The sequence below is a fragment of the Haemophilus sp. CCUG 60358 genome (genome assembly GCF_001679485.1).
Taxonomy (GTDB): domain Bacteria; phylum Pseudomonadota; class Gammaproteobacteria; order Enterobacterales; family Pasteurellaceae; genus Haemophilus_D.
The window spans coordinates 74,152-90,864 of record NZ_LZOZ01000017.1; the positions used below are offsets into that span (position 1 = coordinate 74,152).

A 16,713-nucleotide genomic window follows, 5' to 3' on the forward strand; every position below is an offset into this window, starting at 1 on the left:
AAACTAACCTTTTAAGCATGATGCTTACCTTTATTTTCAACTAAAACTGCTCTAGATAGCGCCTTTAAACAGGCTATAAATTAGGCATTAAATAATATATAATGGCGCGCTAAATTACATTTTACGTTTAATTATGTCTCAATCTCAAAAGCACATTTTAGTTATTTCTTATTCACAAACGGGGCAGTTGAATGAGCTGACTCAGCATTTTCTTCAACCATTGAAGCAACAAGAAAATATTGTTATTGACGAATGCCAAATTGAACCGATTCAACCCTACTCTTTTCCTTGGAAATTTATTCCCTTTTTTAATCAATTTCCAGAATCAGTTCATCTCAAACCGGCACCGATTGAAACGCCAATATTACAACGCGAAAAATATGATTTAGTCATCATCGCTTACAGCGTGTGGTTTCTATCGCCTTCACAACCTATCTCGGCATTTTTACAATCTGAACAGGCTAAAATCTTAAAAAACACGCCTGTCATTACACTGATTGGCTGCCGTAATATGTGGTTGATGGCGCAAGAAAAAATGAAAAAAATGCTGACCGCACTTGATGCTAACTTAATTGGTAATGTGGTTAAAACGGATCAATCCAATGCTTGGGCAAGCTTTATTACAACTCCTGCATGGATGCTTAGTGGAGAAAAACGTTATTTTTCATGGCTGCCGAGTGCAGGAATTAGTGATGCAGATATGCAAGATATGCAACGTTTTGGATATCGTTTAGTACAGATTCTGAACGAAAATCAACCTTTAGATAAATCACTTTTCCAAAACATGGGCGCCGTCAAAATTGATGAAAAATTAATGATGAGCGAAAAAGTCGGTCATCGCAGCTTTTATATCTGGGGAAAATTGCTGTTAAAGTGCGGTCAAATTTCGCCTGTTTTTCGTCAAGCCATGCTCTATTTTTATATCGTATTTTTGATTATACTAATTCTCACTGTTGTACCACTTTCAGCCGTGGTAAAACGCCTATTAAAACCATTATTAAAAGAAAAACTGGCGCGCCAAAAGCGCTATTTTGCTGAACCTTCAGGGGAATAATTTTGACTTCACTACATGATGTTTATATTAATCGAGTTGCTGCATTTTTACCAAATGAACCCGTAACAAATGATCAAATGGAACAAGTGCTCGGTATGATTGGTAAGACACCATCCCGCGTACGTAAAATGATCTTACGTTCGAATGCGATAAAAACGCGTCACTATGCAATTAATCCGGAAACCCGAGAAACAACACATACCAGCACTGAGCTTGCAGTAGAAGCCATTAATGATTTAATTCGCCAAGGGATGGATGTCAATGAGGTGAGTTGCTTGGCATGCGGTACGTCTTACCCCGATCAAATTATGCCGGGCCAAGGTGTCATGGTGCATGGTTTAATCCCCAATGCACCACCTTATGAAGTCCTGACTGCCGCGGGTGTTTGTGTAGCGGGTATGGCAGCAATGAAACATGCTTACAATGCAGTTCGTACTGGTGAACATCAAAGTTCAATTGCCGTGGCATCTGAAGCGGCATCCGCCATCATGCGTGGTGAACATTTTCAAGCAGAAATTGAGCAACGACAATTAGATGAAGCTAAACCGGAAATTGGTTTTGAAAAAGATTTTCTACGTTGGATGCTTTCTGACGGTGCTGGTGCCGTACAATTAAGTAATCAGCCCAATCAGCATGGATTTAGCTTAAAGATCCACTGGATTGACCTTATTTCTTACGCCAATGAAATGCCTGTGTGTATGTATGCAGGTGCAGAGATTCGTGACGAACAATTTGTGAGTTGGAAAAACGTCACTAAAGAAGAGCGTGAAGCGCGTAGCCTGATGGCTGTTAAGCAAGATGTCAAATTACTCAATGAAAATATTGTGCGTTGCACGGTTGAAAATGCGCTATTACGCTTAATTGATAAATATGACTTAAAAGCAGACGAGATTGATTATTTCTTACCTCATTATTCTTCAGGCTTTTTCCGAGATAAATTATTAGATGGACTGAAAAATATTAATTTTGAGATCCCACAAGAAAAATGGTTCACCAATCTTGAAAGTAAAGGGAATACAGGCTCTGCATCTATTTACATCATTTTGCAAGAATTTCTAGAGAAATTCCCGCTCCAAAATGGGCAAAAAGTATTGTGCTATATTCCAGAGAGCGGTCGTTTCTCCTCTTGTTTTATGTTGCTTGAGGTCGTGAATGGACATTAATGAAATCCCACAAGACGACAGTAAAATTTTTCGTGGGCAAAAGAAAGTCATTTATGCCACTCAAAATGGTCATTATAAAACTGGCACAACAACAGGTTGGGATACAGAAGCATTTGTCACCGAACAAGCGGTTGAAGAATTTAACCAACTGACAAATGAAGCCTTAGATGCGGTAAAACGCGGTGAAAAATCACCGCTCTTTTATTATATGTATCGTTATCGTTTTGACCTGCCAACACTTGCTCAAACAACAGGGCTTTGGCAGTGGCAAATTAAACGACATTTTAAACCAAGTGTCTTTGAGAAACTGTCGGATAATGTATTGGCTAAATATGCAGAAGCATTTGGCGTGTCAACTTCAACATTAAAAACGATCTAAATAAAAATCACAGTTATATATTAATTCCTATGAACAATTTCCAGCATCAGCACACGGCTCACTGCGAAAGTGGTGTCATGTCCACTATGTTGAAAGCACAAGGTGTCGATTTTAACGAGGCGATGGTTTTCGGCTTAGCCTCAGCGTTGACCTTTGTTTATATTCCATTAGTTAAAGTCAATGGAATGCCACTCATATCCTACCGCATGCCCCCAAAATCAATCATTAAAAATGTGGCAAAACGTTTAAAAGTGCGGTTAAACATACAAAAGTTTCGTTCGCCACAAGCTGGACAAGAAGCACTCGATCTCGCATTGACCGAAAATAAATTAGTTGGTTTACAAACCTCTGTTTTCTGGTTGCCTTATTTCCCACCAGAAATGCGTTTCCATTTTAATGCCCACAATTTAATTGTGTACGGCAAAGAGCACAATGACTACTTAGTTAGCGATCCCGTTTTTGAAACGGTACAGCATTGTGCTGCTGAAGATTTACAACGCGCGCGTTTTGTGAAAGGTGTACTGGCGCCAAAAGGGTTGATGTATTACTTTGAAAGCCAACCAGACTTAGCGAAGATTGATTTACCAAGTATTACCCGTAAAGCTATTCGAAAAAATGCCAAACAAATGTTGGCTCCACTCTTTTTCGTCGGTGTAAAAGGTATCCGTACTGTAGCCAAAAAAATTGAAAAACTGGCAACGCATCCTTCGGACAAATACAAACGCTTATATCTGGGTCACATCGTGCGTATGCAAGAAGAAATCGGCACTGGTGGTGCAGGTTTTCGCTATTTATATGCCTATTTTCTCGAACAAGCCTCTGATATCTGCCAAGAACCTAAATACAAACAGACTTCCGAACAAATGACTGAAATTGGCGATATGTGGCGTCAATTTGCGGGATTATGTGTGAAACAATGCAAGAAACCAACAAATAAAGGTTATCACACCGTAGCTGAATATTTGCGTGACATTGCAAATAAAGAACAACAAATTTGGCAAACATTACGTAATTTATGATTCAAATAAATAATCTTAGCCATCTCTACCCTAACGCTGAAAAAAATGCATTAAGTGCGGTCAATTTTGATATTGAATCAGCTTCCACGATTGGACTTTTAGGTCCGAATGGTGCAGGTAAAACGACATTAATGTCTCTACTTGCTGGGTTGCAATCTGTGCAACAAGGAGAAATTTATTTTGACGGTGTACCTTTTGCAAAACTAAGCAAAAAACAGCGCCATCAGATTTCCTTGGTGCCACAGGATTTTGCATTTTATCCCTTGCTCACGGTTTTGGAAAATCTGAGATTTTTTGCGTCATTGTATGATGTTCGAGATAAAGGTTATTTACTAGAACTACTCGCTAAGGTAGATTTAACCTCTGATAAAAATAAGCTTGCGAAACATTTATCCGGCGGGTTAAAGCGCCGTTTAAATTTTGCTATTGGCTTAATTAATCGCCCAAAAGTGATTTTTCTAGATGAGATCACAGTGGGTATTGACCCACAATCCCGCCAATTTATTTTAGATAGCGTAGCGGCGCTGAAAGAGCAAGGTGTGACGGTAATTTATACCTCTCATTATTTACAAGAAATAGAGCAATTATGTGATAAGTTAGTGCTGTTAAATGAAGGCAATCTCATTTATCAAGGCACCGTGCAAGGCATTTTAGAAGAAGGACAAAGTTTGGAACGTTTTTATTTAGATTTTTTAAATCAGGCGGGAAAAACATGTTAATTGCATCGATTTTTAAAGAAATGCGCCTATTAAGCCGTGATCTGCATGGTGTTGCTGTGTTATTCATTATGCCAATTCTGTTTATGTTGATTATGTCGGCGGCATTGAGTAATGATAATACATTAAGCAATCGGTCAGAGATTGTACTATTAAGTGAAAAAAATCAGCTAAATGATGATTTTCTCACTCAACTCAAGAAAGAAAATCTTGCGGTTAAACAAGCTCCATTATCAGAATTAACTCAATATCAAGCTGATTTACAAACAGGTAAATTTGACCTATTGGTTTTAAATCCTAATCAAAAACAGACCGCACTTTCGGAAGAACAGGCTTTACAACTTTGGTTGAATCCTAGTGTAGATCGCAGTTGGTTACTGGGTGTGAAAGGCGTATTGCAAAAACATTATTCACAACTACGTTTAAACGATTATTTAGCTGATAATCACATCACATTAGAAAATAATAAACGCAAACCAATTAAAGAAATTCAGAATAAAGTCAATAAAGAGCTGGATAGCAAATTTGCTCAAATTAATGATTATCTTTCTAAAGATTTGTGGCAAGAAATTTATGTCAATCGTCATGGAAAGGAAGTGAGCAAACCAAGCTCCGTGCAACATAGTGTACCGGCTTGGCTGATTTTTGGCATGTTCTTTATTATGATTCCTCTATCTAATGTGATGGCAATGGAGCGTCAAACCAATACGCTAACCCGTTTACGCATGGCGCGAGCCTCTGCATTGAGCTTGATTATTGCCAAATTAATTCCTTATTTTTTGATTAACCAGTTACAATTCGTCGGCATGGTCGCGCTTGGTTATTTTGTCCTCCCTGCACTTGATATGCCCGCATTTACACTCTCTGGAAGTTGGTTACCCTACATCGTATTATCCAGTGCAGTAAGTCTTGCGGCACTAGGGTATGGTTTGTTAATTAGTGTAGTAGCGAGAACCACTGAACATGCGGTCGTATTAGGCGGAGGTGGTATTATTATCATGGCAGCCATTGGCGGTATTATGGTGCCTGTTTATGTGATGCCAGAAATCATGCAAACTATTTCGCAATTTTCGCCTATGGGCTGGGCATTAAGTGGTTTCCAAAATTTATTATTAAATCACTATCACCTTAACCAAATACAACAACCACTCTATTTATTAAGTGGATTTGGGGCAATCACATTACTTTTAGCTACTTTCATTTATCAACGACAATTAACTAAACAAGCGAGATTCTAATGGCTTATACTTTTACACTGGAAGCGCCAGCACTTGAGCTGGAACTCAAAAAACTCATCGTTCAAGAAACGGAAAAAGATGAATTTGATCCTGCCGAAATTCGTGATGATGAATGGCTATTTGGCGAACAAAGCCGTATTCAATTAGATTCATTAGATGCGTTACAAGTTGTTGTAGCACTACAGGCTCATTTTGGTGTGCGTTTACAAGGTGATCGCATGGTGCGCAAACACATGATGAACATACGTGATCTCGCGGCTTTTATCCGTGAACAACATAGTAAAATCTAATGAACGTTTATCTCAATGCTGTTTCTGCTCGATTTGCTGAAAAGCTTGGTCAACGAGCTTCCAATATGCTAGGCCAACCGCTTAGCTTTCCTTATTTCAACGCATTTAAGGAACCGCTGCTGTCATTAGAGCAGCTCTATCACTATATTGATATTGAAATCGACCGCACTTTACAACGTGCGGGTTGGGATAAATCTGATCTAAAAAACATCCCCATTCTACTTGGTTCTACCGCTTATATGATCAGTGACTGTGAAATTCGCATTGCTCATCACCAAGCATTACCGAAAGAATATAACCTTACTGCCATCGCTGAGAATTTAGGAAATCGCTATCAGACAGAAGTATCTAGTTTTGCCACGTCTTGTACATCTTCGGCACAAGCCATTGGTTATGCATACAAAATGCTGAAAACTGGTATGTATAAAAAGGCCCTAGTAGTTGGTTTTGAGATGTTTAATCGTCTTACTTTTGAACATTTCCAATCCATGAACCTATTATCACAAGCCAATGAATATCACCCTTTCATCAATCCTACGGGCATTGTATTAGGCGAAGGCGTTGGGTGTGTCGCATTATCAACAGAAAAAAACGTGTCATTCCCATGTGAAATATTGGGGATAACAACAATCACAGATAATGAAAATCTGACCAACAGTAGCGAAACGGCATTACGTCAATTACTCACCAACTGTTTAGCAAAAACAAATCTAAAAACAGAAAACATTCAAGGCATTAAAGTGCATGGTGTAGGGGGGAATAGCGATGAGATGGAACAATCAGTTTTACAGGAACTCTTCCCGAATACCGAAACCATTTTAGTAAAACCCTATATGGGGCATACGCTTGGTGCCAGTGGTGCATTAGAAACCGCATTTTTAATCGAACACTTACAAAAAACTGATGTTAAGTGCGGTCACTTTTTAAATTATTTTTTAGGTTTTGGCGGTAGCAATATTGCATGGATTTTAAAGGTGAGTGAATGACATTTTATATAAAACAAACTAATCAGTTCATCGCCAATGGCGTGGATGATAAAACGTTACGCCAGCAACTCAAAGAACAAGGTCTCGATGCTCGTCGTTTAAGTCGTTTTACTCAACTTGCTTTGCTTGGTGCGATACCATTAAACCCCTATATTGATGAAAATACAGGAATTTATTTAGGATCGCTTTTTAATTCACCAAGCAAGTTTGATAAAATGTTTCATCAACTGATGGAGCAAAATTTGCCTAGCCCTTTAGATTTTATGGCAAATATCAATAACGCAGCGACGTTTCAACTGACTCAAACCTTACAAACCTCAGCCAACTCCGTATTTTTAGCGATTAACCATCAAACCATTTGGCAGCCACTAAAACTCGCCTTATTGGATCTTGAAAACGATGAAATATCATCTGCATTAATCGGTTGGACGCTAGAAAAAAGTGAGCATTCTGAACAAACTGAAGGGGCCGTGTTTTGGCTTATTTCTAAAAATGGGGAAAATTCGGAAAGAAAACTTGATCTCTTCTCTCTTGAGCATTCAATGTCTGAAAGCTTAGATTTTCTTTCTCAAATCAAAAAAATAACACCTTAATTGATATCAACTAAGGTGTTATTTAATAAACAATTACTTAACAATATCGCCTTTTAATGCCACACCACTCATTAAGTTACCCGCATGGCATTCATATTGCGTTGTGCTTTGGAAAGTGTTCTTTTTGTAATAACTGACGATATTACCCACTTTGCTCGCACCTTGTGATTTTGCTCTATCTTGGAATTGTTTTACCGTAGAAAGGAATGCCCACTGACAAGATTTTTCATCTGATTTATTTGCCGCATTCGTTTTCTTATTACTTACCAAACCTGCTTTAACTACTCTGCCTGGTGCTGGTTTGCCAAAATAAAGTTTAACCGATGGGTCAATAATTTCTTTTGCTTCTGAAGAATTTAACGCATCCTGAATAGAATAATAATGCGTTGTATCTCTTGGTGCACAAGCAGCCATAAGCATAGCAGTAGCAACAATACTTAATTTAGATACTAATTTCATTTTGACTCCTTTTGATTTGAATGAAATAAATATTTCCCTTTATAACATAGAGATGAGTAATATATCAAATTTTAACCTATCTACGACTATTTTATTGTGAATAGAAGTAGTGTAGAATCTTAAAAATTTTTATTTATAACTTAAGGTACCAACCCATGAAAAAACTATTACTTTCCTCACTTTTATTTGGCTCATTTATTCTTTCAGCTTGTTCATCAGGTGTTAATGATGTAAAACCAGTAGAAGCTAAAAATATCAAAGAAGTATGCTTGAAAGGATCTATTCGTAAAGCGCCAGATGAAATTGTAGAGGCTTTAACGAAAAGTTTAAAACAAAAACATATCGCAGCAAGACTTGTTAAAAAAGATGAAGGCTGTAGTCATATTTTACACTTCAGCGTAAAAGGTAACTCTAAAATTATTGCAAGAGCAAGATTGGATTTAAGAGATTCAAATAAACTTTCTCTTGGCTCTGTTTCTTATAAACATCGCGGTGATGAAGCTGATCGTGTAAAACAAGTTGGTTTACAAGGCCAAACAGATTTAATGATTAATGAATTATTCAAAAACAATTAATTTTTAACAATATAACATGACTGAAATCTGTAATTTCTCTTTTTCACTTAAGGGGTGGAATATTGTCTGCAATAAATACTTAGCAGCAGATGATTGGAAACAAGGCTATGCTTATTTACGAAACCAAAGTGAAACATTTGAAGACTTTGCACCTAAATTAGCTTTTTTACCACCACTTAAACGCCGTCGCTTAAGTGATTCTGCACGTCTCTTTTTTGAGGCTGCATGGGATTTGGTAGGAGAAAATGCAGATATGCCAGTGGTTTATGCTTCATCAAACAGTGAAATGAACCGCAATTTTGCGTTATGGCATTCATTATTGAAAGAAGGGGATGTTTCCCCTACCTCTTTTAGCCTATCAGTTCATAATGCATTAATTGGACAATGGTCTGAATTACGTCAAGTGAAATCAGAAACCACTTCGATTATGGCCCGAGTGGACAATCTTGAAACCGCACTATTGGAAGCAACATTATTGCTTAATGAAGAGCATGAACAAGTGCTTGTTGTTATTGCAGAATCACCTCTTGAGGCAAAATACAATGCTCAACCGGTCATTCGTACTCCTTTAGGCTACGCCTTGGTTTTAGTCGTTACTAAAGGAAAGCAATATCAATTAACGCTTACCGATTCCTCTTTTAATAATGATATCGCAGATAATGCACTAACTTGGGTTTCTCATCAACATCTTGAGAGTCGTGCTTGGCGTACACCAAGTAGTTCAAATGGAACTTGGCTATGGCAGAAAAATTAGATTTTCTTAAACGTTGGCTGGCTACCGCCATTGCCTTTTTATTTTGGGCTGTGGCGGGTACATTATTACAACTTGTTTTACTTCCTTTTGCCAAAAAAGGAAAGCAAACTAATTTATCTACACAGCTAAAAATTCGTCGTTTTGTCGGCGGGATTTGGTACTATTTTATTCGCTACCTGTCTTGTGCGGGCGCCTTAAAAGTGACTTACCAAGGGTTTGAAAAATTGGGACGCCCTGGTCAATTAGTTGTAGTCAATCACCCATCGTTGCTTGATGTTGTATTGATTCTCAGTAAAGCACCTTCACTTAACTGTATTGTGAAAAAAGATCTTTTACACAATCCCACGATGAGAAATCAAATTCTTGCTTGTGGTTTTATTCCCAATACTGAGTCTCTAGAACTCTTAGATCATTGTGAACGTGTATTACAACAAGAAAGCCTGTTATTATTTCCTGAAGGAACAAGAACTGGCTGGGATGGCATTGTTAAATTGAATCGTGGTGCCGTTTCAATTGGATTACGTAGCGCAAAAGTGATTACACCTATTACCATCAAGATGAATCCATTAAGCCTAAAAAAGGGTCATCCATGGTATAAAATACCCGATAGACAAATTCATTATGAACTATCAGTTGGCGATGATATAGATCCAAAAGAATGGATAGAAAATCAATCTATCCCAATGGCATCTCGCCGTTTAACGAAATATTTAGAAGATTATTTTAATTCTCAAACCTCACAAAAAGGATCGCAATAATGCAACTTGAACAACAATTAAAACAACTTATCATTGACAGCCTAGCATTAGAAGACATCAGTATCGAAGATATTGAAACTGACATGCCTCTTTTTTCATCTGAAGGGTTAGGTTTAGATTCAGTTGATGCCTTAGAATTAGGCTTAGCTGTTCAAAAAACATTTGGTTTACAATTAGATGGCGAACAAACTCAATTAAGAGATTACTTTGAAAGTGTAGCCACGCTTGCTCACTTTATTCGCACACAAAAAGGTGAGGCATAATTCATGACTGAACAGGAAATCAGAGACTTATTAACGGAAGCTCTGGAATCATTATTTGAGATTGAGCCAGAAAGAATTAAGCCAGAAACAAATCTTTATGAAGATTTAGAGATCGATAGTATTGATGCTATTGACTTAATTGATCATATTAAACGTAAAACAGGGCATAAACTTCAAGCAGAAGATTTCCGTAATGTGCGTACTGTAGATGACGTGGTTCAGGCGGTTCTTAAACTTAGTCAAAACGCACAATAATGACTCCTTACTTACCGACTTCTCTTATTGCTCAGCACCCAAATTGGCACTATGCTGATTTTGAGTGCCGAGCATTTCAAATTTCAGCTGAATTGCAACAGCGTCAACTTCGTTCTGTCACAGTATGGCTAGAAGATGGTGCAACGTTGGCATGCCTGCTGCTAGGTGCTTGGCATGCTAATGTTCGTGTTCTTTTTCCACCTAATTTCACTGAAGAAAGTATTCAGTGGGCAAATGATTATTCTGAACTTTGGCTCACTGATCGTGATATTAAACTCGAAAAATGCGAACAAATCTCTCAATTTGGTATTACACAAGATTGGGAAAAAATTGCTAAAAATCGACCGCTCTTTGACTTTAGTAACCAAACTGAAATCTGGTTGAAAACATCAGGTAGCACTGGCGAGGCCAAAACCATCATTAAAACAGCAGAACAAATGTGGTTAGGCGGAGAAGTATTAGCCGAAGGTTTACCATTTACTGCTGAAAATAATATTACTGCAATTAGCACTGTGAGCATTCAGCATATTTACGGCTTAACAGTACATATTATGATGTCACTGGTTAACGGTTGGCAAATTGGTCGGAAACAACTTTTCTACCCTGAATGCATCATGCAAGAAGCCAATAAATCACAATCGGCAGTTATTGTAAGCAGTCCAGCGATGCTTTCTGGCATAGACTGGCAGCAAATGAAAATTGCTGAAAATATTGTAGGTATTATTTCTTCTGGCGGCGCATTAGCTGAAGAGCTCTCTGAGCAAATTAGAGCAAAAATTCACCATCCTGTTATCGAAATTTATGGCAGTACTGAGACAGGTCCAATTGCTATTCGGGATGATATTTCCCTTTGGCGACAATTACCTAATAGCCAGCTTGGCAGCAATGAGCAAGGCGAGTTATGGATTGAAGGTGTTTGGCTTGCCAAACGCGAACAAACCGCAGATGTGGTTGAGTTTGAAGAAAATGGTTTCCGTTTATTAGGACGAGCGGATCGCATTGTCAAAATAGGGGATAAACGAATTTCCTTACTAGGTGTAGAAACAGCATTGAATAAACACGAATTTATTGAAGATTGTTATATTGCTCAACATCCTGAGAAATCTCGTCTTGCTGCCTGGATTGGATTAACTGAACAAGGCATTCAATTTTTTAGAGAGAAAGGGCGAAGAGCGCTTATTCATAAGCTAAAACTTTTCTTAGAGCATTCACAAGAAAAAGCAGCTATCCCTCGTTTTTGGCGATTCACTTATCAATTACCACGTAATAGTCAGTCAAAAATAAATAAGCTGGAATTTAATCGCACTTGTTTAGAAACCTGTAAGGATGCGATTTGGCTTGAACAAAGCAAAAATGAAAATTCACAAATCTCAACCGGTATTGTGCCGCTTGATTTAGTGTATCTAAAAGATCACTTCGCTGAATTTCCATTAGTCCCTGGCGTCATTGAATTACAATGGATTTCGGAAAAAATAAAGACGTTTTTTGGTAAAGAAGTCATTATCCGTTCATTCGATAAACTGAAGTATCAAACATTCTTACGACCGAATGATCGCTTTGATATTCAATTAAAATGGGATTCATCAAAAAATAGAATGGCATTTCAATTACTTGCCAATAATGAAACTTGCTGTACTGGATTAGCCATCATAGAGCATGAAGATCACCCTACTGATTGTTAATATATTGCTTGCGCTGACAGCCATCGCTTACCCGATTATTTGGCTTTTCTTTCAAGTAGAACAACTCTTGCATACGTTACCTTATGTAATGAGTTTATTATGGTTGATTAAAAGCCTAATACAGCCAAATAAGGGACAAAGAATTTTTGCATTGAGCATGGCCGCCCTATTATTTCTTGTGGGGTGGCAACGTTCACTCGATATGATGTATTGGTATCCTATTTTAATGAATGGAATTATGTTGGTGTTATTTGGCGGAAGTCTATTCCAATCTCAATCATTGGTTGAAAGATTAGCACGTTTACAAACGCCTAATCTCAATGCTCAAGCTATTCAATATACTCGCCGAGTAACCCAAGTCTGGTGTGGTGTATTTTGTTTAAATATTTTGCTTTCAACTCTCTTCGTTGCATTCGACTTATTAGAATATTGGGCAATTTATACTGGGGTTATTTCTTACATTATTATGGGCCTAGTTATGAGTATTGAATGGCTCATTCGTCAACGCGTAAAACGGAATCACTATGAATAAACATCAACCTAACTCACTTATTGCATTAAATCCAGAATGGCGCTGGCAAGATTTTACTTATCGCTGTCAACAAATTAGCCAACAACTTCAACAAGATAACATTCAAAGTGCGGCATTTTGGTTTGAAGATGCGGCAAACTATGCCTGTGCAATGCTTGCCTGTTTTGATGCTAAAACCCGAATTTTACTTCCACCAAACCTTTTAGATGAAAATCAAGAATGGATTCGTGATAATGCTGATATGTTATTTGATGATAATAAATTCAACACCTATGGTATTTCACAAGTTGTTGATAAAAAAGATTTCTTCATTGATAAACATTGTCAAACCGAAATTTGGTTAAAAACATCAGGAAGTAGTGGTCAACCTAAAATTATGCTGAAAACAGCGGAAAAAATGTGGCAAGAATCTGAAGCAATTAGTCAGTCACTCCCTTTCCCTGAAGGACATGACATCCATGTTGTTTCAAGCGTTTCAGCACAACACCACTATGGTTTATCCTATCGAGTCATGTTACCGCTGACAATGGGCTGGTCAATTGGTCGCAAACAGCTCCCTTATCCAGAATATATGATTGCAGAAAGCCTTATTGCGAAACAATCTATCTGGATTAGCAGCCCAGCATTACTGACCCATTTAAATTTAGATGAACCTCAACTTCATCAATGTCGTATTTTAGGGATTCTGTCTTCTGGTGGGATGTTGCCAGAAGAAACCGCAACGGCAATGCGCAAAAAACTTAAGACTAAAACAATTGAAGGCTATGGTAGTACAGAAACTGGCGTCATTGCGTTTCGTGAACAAGCCGGACTTTGGACCCCTACCCCCGTAACTAAAATTGGGGTTAATGAAGAAAATGCATTATGGGTTGAATCACCTTGGCTTGAACAGCGTGAGCAAACAGCTGATGGCGTTGAAATTATTGGTAATCAATTTAACTTATTAGGACGCATTGATCGCATTGTTAAATTTGGCGATAAACGTATTTCTTTAGTTCGAATTGAGCAAGACCTACTGAAACACACTTATATTCGAGATTGCTATGTTGCACAGCACCCTAATCATTTACGCCCAGCAGCTTGGGTAGAATTGAATGAGGAGGGAATCTCCTTTTACCTACAAAAAGGACGAGCTGAGTTATTAAAACAACTCCGTCTTTACTTAAGCAAAACGCAGGAACACTCAGGGTTACCTCGTTTTTGGCGATTTACTAACAGATTGCCACGTAATAGCCAATTCAAGATTAGCCGTGCTGATTTTGATGCTGTATTCTTGCACGAAAAAGAAGAACAATTTTAAATTGCTATGATGGAACCTAAACTTATTGCGATTATCCCGCACTACAATCATTCCGACAAAATTGGCAATGTAATTAACCAATTACACAAGCTAAATTTGCCTGTATTAGTGGTAGATGATGGCTCATCCGAACAGCATAAAAAAACGTTATCTTCTCTTTCTGAAAAAGACAATCTGCATATTCATTATTGCTCACAAAATCAAGGTAAAGGTGGTGCAATGAAAGTAGGCTTTAGGTTAGCGTTTGAGCAAGGATTCACACATGCATTACAAGTAGATGCTGATGGTCAACATAATCTCATTGATGCTCTTTTAATGCTGCAAAAAATGCTAGAAAATCCGACCGCACTTATTTGTGGTAACCCTATATACGGTGATGACGCACCTAAATCTCGACTTTATGGGCGAAAAATTACGGATTTTTGGAATGCCATTCATACACTTTCTCTCGATATTAAAGATGGCATGTGTGGTTTTCGCTTATATCCATTGAATCGTACCATTGAAATTCTCGATAACGAACATATTGGGAATCGCATGGATTTTGATATTGAAATTATCATCAAAGCTCATTGGTACCAAATTCCGTTAATTTGGGTTGATACCCCCGTTTCCTATGATAAAAACGGCGTCTCACATTTCAACGCTTGGAAAGACAATGTATTAATCAGTAAAATGCACATGTATTTATTTTTTGGTATGTTAAAACGCTTACTAACTGGAAAGCCTCTATGAGTCAACCAAATGAAAATAGTCAACATTGGGCGAAACAATCGGAACGAGGAAATGCTTTCTTCTTAAATCTCACACGATTAATCGTAAAATATTGCCCATTATGGTTAATTAAAATCGCCACATTTGTGGTGGTTTGTTATTTTTATCTTACTGCCCGAAAAGCGCGAAACAACATTAAGACTTATCAATATCGTCTTAAACAACAATTTCCGCATTGTCACCTCCCCTCATTCCCTGTATTTCGTCAATTTCTCTTTTTTGGTGAAATCATTTGTGACAACTTTGCGGTTTGGCAACGTAAAATCCATTACAAGGATTTAATTATCGATGATGCTGATAATTTATATGGCGATGTAGATCAAGGTGGACGAGGTCAGATTCTTGTTTGCTCGCATTTTGGTAACATCGAGATTTGTCGTGCATTAGTTGATAGTGGACAACATGAAGACTTTCATTTGAATGTATTAGTACATAGCAAAAATGCTGAAGCATTTAACAAAGCATTAGTTGAAGCTGGTGCTGACGCCTTACCTCTTATTCAAGTTGAAGATTTAGATGCGCAAAAAATGTTAGAGCTTTCTCAACGCTTAGAACGAGGTGAATGGATTGCGATTGCAGCTGATCGCGTACCTATTCGTGGCGATAAAACACAATCAGTCAATTTCCTTGGTCACTCTGCTGAATTTCCTCAAGGTGCGTGGTTGCTTGCAAGTATTTTAAAAGCGCCTTTAAATACAATTTTCTGCCTTAAAGAAAAAGGACAATATCGAATGAAATTGCGCCATTTTTCTCCCCCAATTAGTGGGCGTGGCAAAGCGCGAGAAGAAAATATTAAACAGGTCATGCAACAATATGCGGACTTACTTGCCAAAGAATGTGCAGAAAATCCTTTACTTTGGTTTAATTTTTATAACTTTTGGAATGATAAAAAATGAAAAAGCACGTTTTTTGCCGTCATAATTCTGAATTCGAAGTGCAATTCTTTGATGTCGATTCTATGGATATTATGTGGCATGGACATTACGTTAAATACCTTGAGATGGCACGTTGTCAATTTCTAGAGGAAATTGGCTATACCTATGACGTTATGAAGAAACAAGGGTTTGGTTGGCCAATCGTTCAACTTAACATTAAATATGTTAACCCTGCATTATTTCGTCAAAAAATCCGAATTGAATTAAAAGTAGTCGAATATGAAACTTGCTTGCGCATTGATTATGTTATTTTTGATGCTAAAACCAATCAAAAATTAACCACGGCAAGTACAACCCAAGTAGCCGTTAGTATGCAAACACGCGAAATGCAATTACAAACGCCACCATGTTGGCAAAGTGCGGTCAAAACTCATCCTACTTTTGTATCTGAAGGGGAATAATAATGCGATTGATGATCTTCATCTTAGGTTTGTTCCTAAGCAGCGTGAGCTTCGCTTTTTCTGAAGCTGATTTGGTGAAACAACTCCAGCAACCTCAAAGCGTTCAAGGAAACTTTATCCAACATCGCTATTTAAAGGCATTAAATAAGCCAATTGAACTGCAAGGTCAATTCTCCTTGTTAGCTCAAAAAGGGCTATTATGGCAGCTTGAGAAACCGTTTAATAACAACTTAAGAGTGACGCCTAAGGGGATTCAACAATGGAATGGGACCCAATGGGTTAATAGCGGTAATGTTGGGCAAAACGAGCAAATTGGTCTTTTTTTAGGTTTATTATCCGGCAATATTGATGGACTTAAATCTCAATTTGATTTTGCATTATCCGGCAATGCTAACCAATGGCAACTGACCTTAACGCCTAATTCATTATTAATGCAGCAAATCTTCACAACCATTGAAATTTCAGGCGATCAAACTGTGAAAAAATTAACCTTAAATGAAAAACAAGGCGATCGCACACAAATTGAATTTAAGCAAATCCAGCTTAATCAGCCATTAAGTCAGTTTGCCCGTTCAGCGCTGGAATAA

General features: G+C 37.8%; 22 protein-coding genes. 21 read left to right on the forward strand and 1 reads right to left on the reverse strand.

Features of this window, described 5'->3' with window-relative positions; translation table 11 throughout:
* Positions 1 to 133: 133 nt before the first annotated feature.
* The 9 genes from A9500_RS08150 to A9500_RS08190 are packed head-to-tail and all read left to right on the forward strand — an operon-like array spanning position 134 to position 7,438.
* Complete coding sequence (locus A9500_RS08150) at positions 134 to 1,054, forward strand: hypothetical protein (protein WP_065244544.1); 921 nt, start codon at positions 134 to 136, stop codon at positions 1,052 to 1,054.
* A gap of 2 nt (positions 1,055 to 1,056) precedes the next feature.
* Positions 1,057 to 2,217, forward strand: a complete 1,161-nt coding sequence (locus A9500_RS08155) for a beta-ketoacyl-ACP synthase III (protein WP_065244545.1) — start codon at positions 1,057 to 1,059, stop codon at positions 2,215 to 2,217.
* Positions 2,207 to 2,596 carry a hypothetical protein gene (locus A9500_RS08160; RefSeq protein ID WP_065244546.1) on the forward strand — a complete coding sequence of 130 codons (390 nt, stop codon included), beginning with the start codon at positions 2,207 to 2,209 and terminating at the stop codon, positions 2,594 to 2,596. Before A9500_RS08155 ends, A9500_RS08160 begins: the two co-directional genes overlap by 11 nt.
* 29 nt (positions 2,597 to 2,625) lie before the next feature.
* Positions 2,626 to 3,615, forward strand: coding sequence for a BtrH N-terminal domain-containing protein (locus tag A9500_RS08165; protein WP_065244547.1), 990 nt, complete (start codon positions 2,626 to 2,628; stop codon positions 3,613 to 3,615).
* Positions 3,612 to 4,334, forward strand: a complete 723-nt coding sequence (locus tag A9500_RS08170) for an ABC transporter ATP-binding protein (protein WP_065244548.1) — start codon at positions 3,612 to 3,614, stop codon at positions 4,332 to 4,334. Before A9500_RS08165 ends, A9500_RS08170 begins: the two co-directional genes overlap by 4 nt.
* Positions 4,328 to 5,569: an ABC transporter permease gene (locus tag A9500_RS08175; RefSeq protein ID WP_065244549.1), complete on the forward strand. Its 1,242-nt coding sequence runs from the start codon at positions 4,328 to 4,330 to the stop codon at positions 5,567 to 5,569. Before A9500_RS08170 ends, A9500_RS08175 begins: the two co-directional genes overlap by 7 nt.
* Complete coding sequence (locus A9500_RS08180; RefSeq protein WP_065244550.1) at positions 5,569 to 5,859, forward strand: phosphopantetheine-binding protein; 291 nt, start codon at positions 5,569 to 5,571, stop codon at positions 5,857 to 5,859. The genes A9500_RS08175 and A9500_RS08180 overlap by 1 nt, the downstream gene beginning before the upstream one ends.
* Positions 5,859 to 6,845 (forward strand): beta-ketoacyl synthase N-terminal-like domain-containing protein, encoded by a 987-nt coding sequence (locus A9500_RS08185; protein ID WP_065244551.1) that lies wholly within the window; start codon positions 5,859 to 5,861, stop codon positions 6,843 to 6,845. The genes A9500_RS08180 and A9500_RS08185 overlap by 1 nt, the downstream gene beginning before the upstream one ends.
* Positions 6,842 to 7,438: a hypothetical protein gene (locus A9500_RS08190; RefSeq protein ID WP_065244552.1), complete on the forward strand. Its 597-nt coding sequence runs from the start codon at positions 6,842 to 6,844 to the stop codon at positions 7,436 to 7,438. Before A9500_RS08185 ends, A9500_RS08190 begins: the two co-directional genes overlap by 4 nt.
* 33 nt (positions 7,439 to 7,471) lie before the next feature.
* Here A9500_RS08190 and A9500_RS08195 read toward each other — a convergent pair whose 3' ends face one another.
* Entirely contained in the window at positions 7,472 to 7,897 is a 426-nt protein-coding gene (locus tag A9500_RS08195) for an excinuclease ABC subunit A (RefSeq protein ID WP_065244553.1), read from the reverse strand.
* Between the two features lie 155 nt (positions 7,898 to 8,052).
* Between A9500_RS08195 and A9500_RS08200 the strand changes: the two genes are divergently transcribed.
* The 12 genes from A9500_RS08200 to A9500_RS08255 are packed head-to-tail and all read left to right on the forward strand — an operon-like array spanning position 8,053 to position 16,713.
* Positions 8,053 to 8,472, forward strand: coding sequence for a hypothetical protein (locus A9500_RS08200; protein ID WP_065244554.1), 420 nt, complete (start codon positions 8,053 to 8,055; stop codon positions 8,470 to 8,472).
* Positions 8,473 to 8,488: 16 nt separating this feature from the next.
* Entirely contained in the window at positions 8,489 to 9,226 is a 738-nt protein-coding gene (locus tag A9500_RS08205) for a beta-ketoacyl synthase chain length factor (RefSeq protein ID WP_065244555.1), read from the forward strand.
* A complete protein-coding gene (locus A9500_RS08210) occupies positions 9,211 to 9,984 on the forward strand; it encodes a 1-acyl-sn-glycerol-3-phosphate acyltransferase (protein WP_065244556.1) in 774 nt (257 codons plus the stop codon). Before A9500_RS08205 ends, A9500_RS08210 begins: the two co-directional genes overlap by 16 nt.
* Complete coding sequence (locus tag A9500_RS08215) at positions 9,984 to 10,247, forward strand: phosphopantetheine-binding protein (RefSeq protein WP_065244557.1); 264 nt, start codon at positions 9,984 to 9,986, stop codon at positions 10,245 to 10,247. The genes A9500_RS08210 and A9500_RS08215 overlap by 1 nt, the downstream gene beginning before the upstream one ends.
* A 3-nt stretch (positions 10,248 to 10,250) precedes the next feature.
* Positions 10,251 to 10,502, forward strand: coding sequence for an acyl carrier protein (locus tag A9500_RS08220; RefSeq protein ID WP_005695334.1), 252 nt, complete (start codon positions 10,251 to 10,253; stop codon positions 10,500 to 10,502).
* The gene (locus A9500_RS08225) at positions 10,499 to 12,184 is read left to right on the forward strand and encodes an AMP-binding protein (protein ID WP_373554056.1); all 1,686 of its coding nucleotides are present in this window, start codon (positions 10,499 to 10,501) and stop codon (positions 12,182 to 12,184) included. The genes A9500_RS08220 and A9500_RS08225 overlap by 4 nt, the downstream gene beginning before the upstream one ends.
* The gene (locus A9500_RS08230; protein WP_065244559.1) at positions 12,159 to 12,716 is read left to right on the forward strand and encodes a hypothetical protein; all 558 of its coding nucleotides are present in this window, start codon (positions 12,159 to 12,161) and stop codon (positions 12,714 to 12,716) included. The genes A9500_RS08225 and A9500_RS08230 overlap by 26 nt, the downstream gene beginning before the upstream one ends.
* Positions 12,709 to 14,016: an AMP-binding protein gene (locus A9500_RS08235; protein WP_065244560.1), complete on the forward strand. Its 1,308-nt coding sequence runs from the start codon at positions 12,709 to 12,711 to the stop codon at positions 14,014 to 14,016. The genes A9500_RS08230 and A9500_RS08235 overlap by 8 nt, the downstream gene beginning before the upstream one ends.
* Before the next feature lie 6 nt (positions 14,017 to 14,022).
* Positions 14,023 to 14,751, forward strand: coding sequence for a glycosyltransferase family 2 protein (locus tag A9500_RS08240; protein WP_065244561.1), 729 nt, complete (start codon positions 14,023 to 14,025; stop codon positions 14,749 to 14,751).
* On the forward strand, positions 14,748 to 15,686 hold the full coding sequence (locus A9500_RS08245) for a glycosyl transferase family 2 (protein WP_065244562.1): 939 nt from the start codon (positions 14,748 to 14,750) through the stop codon (positions 15,684 to 15,686). Before A9500_RS08240 ends, A9500_RS08245 begins: the two co-directional genes overlap by 4 nt.
* Positions 15,683 to 16,126 carry a thioesterase family protein gene (locus A9500_RS08250; RefSeq protein WP_005695327.1) on the forward strand — a complete coding sequence of 148 codons (444 nt, stop codon included), beginning with the start codon at positions 15,683 to 15,685 and terminating at the stop codon, positions 16,124 to 16,126. Before A9500_RS08245 ends, A9500_RS08250 begins: the two co-directional genes overlap by 4 nt.
* 2 nt (positions 16,127 to 16,128) lie before the next feature.
* The gene (locus tag A9500_RS08255; RefSeq protein WP_065244563.1) at positions 16,129 to 16,713 is read left to right on the forward strand and encodes an outer membrane lipoprotein carrier protein LolA; all 585 of its coding nucleotides are present in this window, start codon (positions 16,129 to 16,131) and stop codon (positions 16,711 to 16,713) included.

Bases quoted from the DNA above. Each gene is read 5' to 3' on its own strand.
- A9500_RS08150 (WP_065244544.1), top strand. From the start codon at position 134: ATGTCTCAATCTCAAAAGCACATTTTAGTTATTTCTTATTCACAAACG.
- A9500_RS08160 (WP_065244546.1), top strand. From the start codon at position 2,207: ATGGACATTAATGAAATCCCACAAGACGACAGTAAAATTTTTCGTGGG.
- A9500_RS08165 (WP_065244547.1), top strand. From the start codon at position 2,626: ATGAACAATTTCCAGCATCAGCACACGGCTCACTGCGAAAGTGGTGTC.
- A9500_RS08170 (WP_065244548.1), top strand. From the start codon at position 3,612: ATGATTCAAATAAATAATCTTAGCCATCTCTACCCTAACGCTGAAAAA.
- A9500_RS08175 (WP_065244549.1), top strand. From the start codon at position 4,328: ATGTTAATTGCATCGATTTTTAAAGAAATGCGCCTATTAAGCCGTGAT.
- A9500_RS08180 (WP_065244550.1), top strand. From the start codon at position 5,569: ATGGCTTATACTTTTACACTGGAAGCGCCAGCACTTGAGCTGGAACTC.
- A9500_RS08185 (WP_065244551.1), top strand. From the start codon at position 5,859: ATGAACGTTTATCTCAATGCTGTTTCTGCTCGATTTGCTGAAAAGCTT.
- A9500_RS08190 (WP_065244552.1), top strand. From the start codon at position 6,842: ATGACATTTTATATAAAACAAACTAATCAGTTCATCGCCAATGGCGTG.
- A9500_RS08195 (WP_065244553.1), bottom strand. From the start codon at position 7,897: ATGAAATTAGTATCTAAATTAAGTATTGTTGCTACTGCTATGCTTATG.
- A9500_RS08200 (WP_065244554.1), top strand. From the start codon at position 8,053: ATGAAAAAACTATTACTTTCCTCACTTTTATTTGGCTCATTTATTCTT.
- A9500_RS08205 (WP_065244555.1), top strand. From the start codon at position 8,489: ATGACTGAAATCTGTAATTTCTCTTTTTCACTTAAGGGGTGGAATATT.
- A9500_RS08210 (WP_065244556.1), top strand. From the start codon at position 9,211: ATGGCAGAAAAATTAGATTTTCTTAAACGTTGGCTGGCTACCGCCATT.
- A9500_RS08215 (WP_065244557.1), top strand. From the start codon at position 9,984: ATGCAACTTGAACAACAATTAAAACAACTTATCATTGACAGCCTAGCA.
- A9500_RS08220 (WP_005695334.1), top strand. From the start codon at position 10,251: ATGACTGAACAGGAAATCAGAGACTTATTAACGGAAGCTCTGGAATCA.
- A9500_RS08230 (WP_065244559.1), top strand. From the start codon at position 12,159: ATGAAGATCACCCTACTGATTGTTAATATATTGCTTGCGCTGACAGCC.
- A9500_RS08235 (WP_065244560.1), top strand. From the start codon at position 12,709: ATGAATAAACATCAACCTAACTCACTTATTGCATTAAATCCAGAATGG.
- A9500_RS08240 (WP_065244561.1), top strand. From the start codon at position 14,023: ATGATGGAACCTAAACTTATTGCGATTATCCCGCACTACAATCATTCC.
- A9500_RS08245 (WP_065244562.1), top strand. From the start codon at position 14,748: ATGAGTCAACCAAATGAAAATAGTCAACATTGGGCGAAACAATCGGAA.
- A9500_RS08250 (WP_005695327.1), top strand. From the start codon at position 15,683: ATGAAAAAGCACGTTTTTTGCCGTCATAATTCTGAATTCGAAGTGCAA.
- A9500_RS08255 (WP_065244563.1), top strand. From the start codon at position 16,129: ATGCGATTGATGATCTTCATCTTAGGTTTGTTCCTAAGCAGCGTGAGC.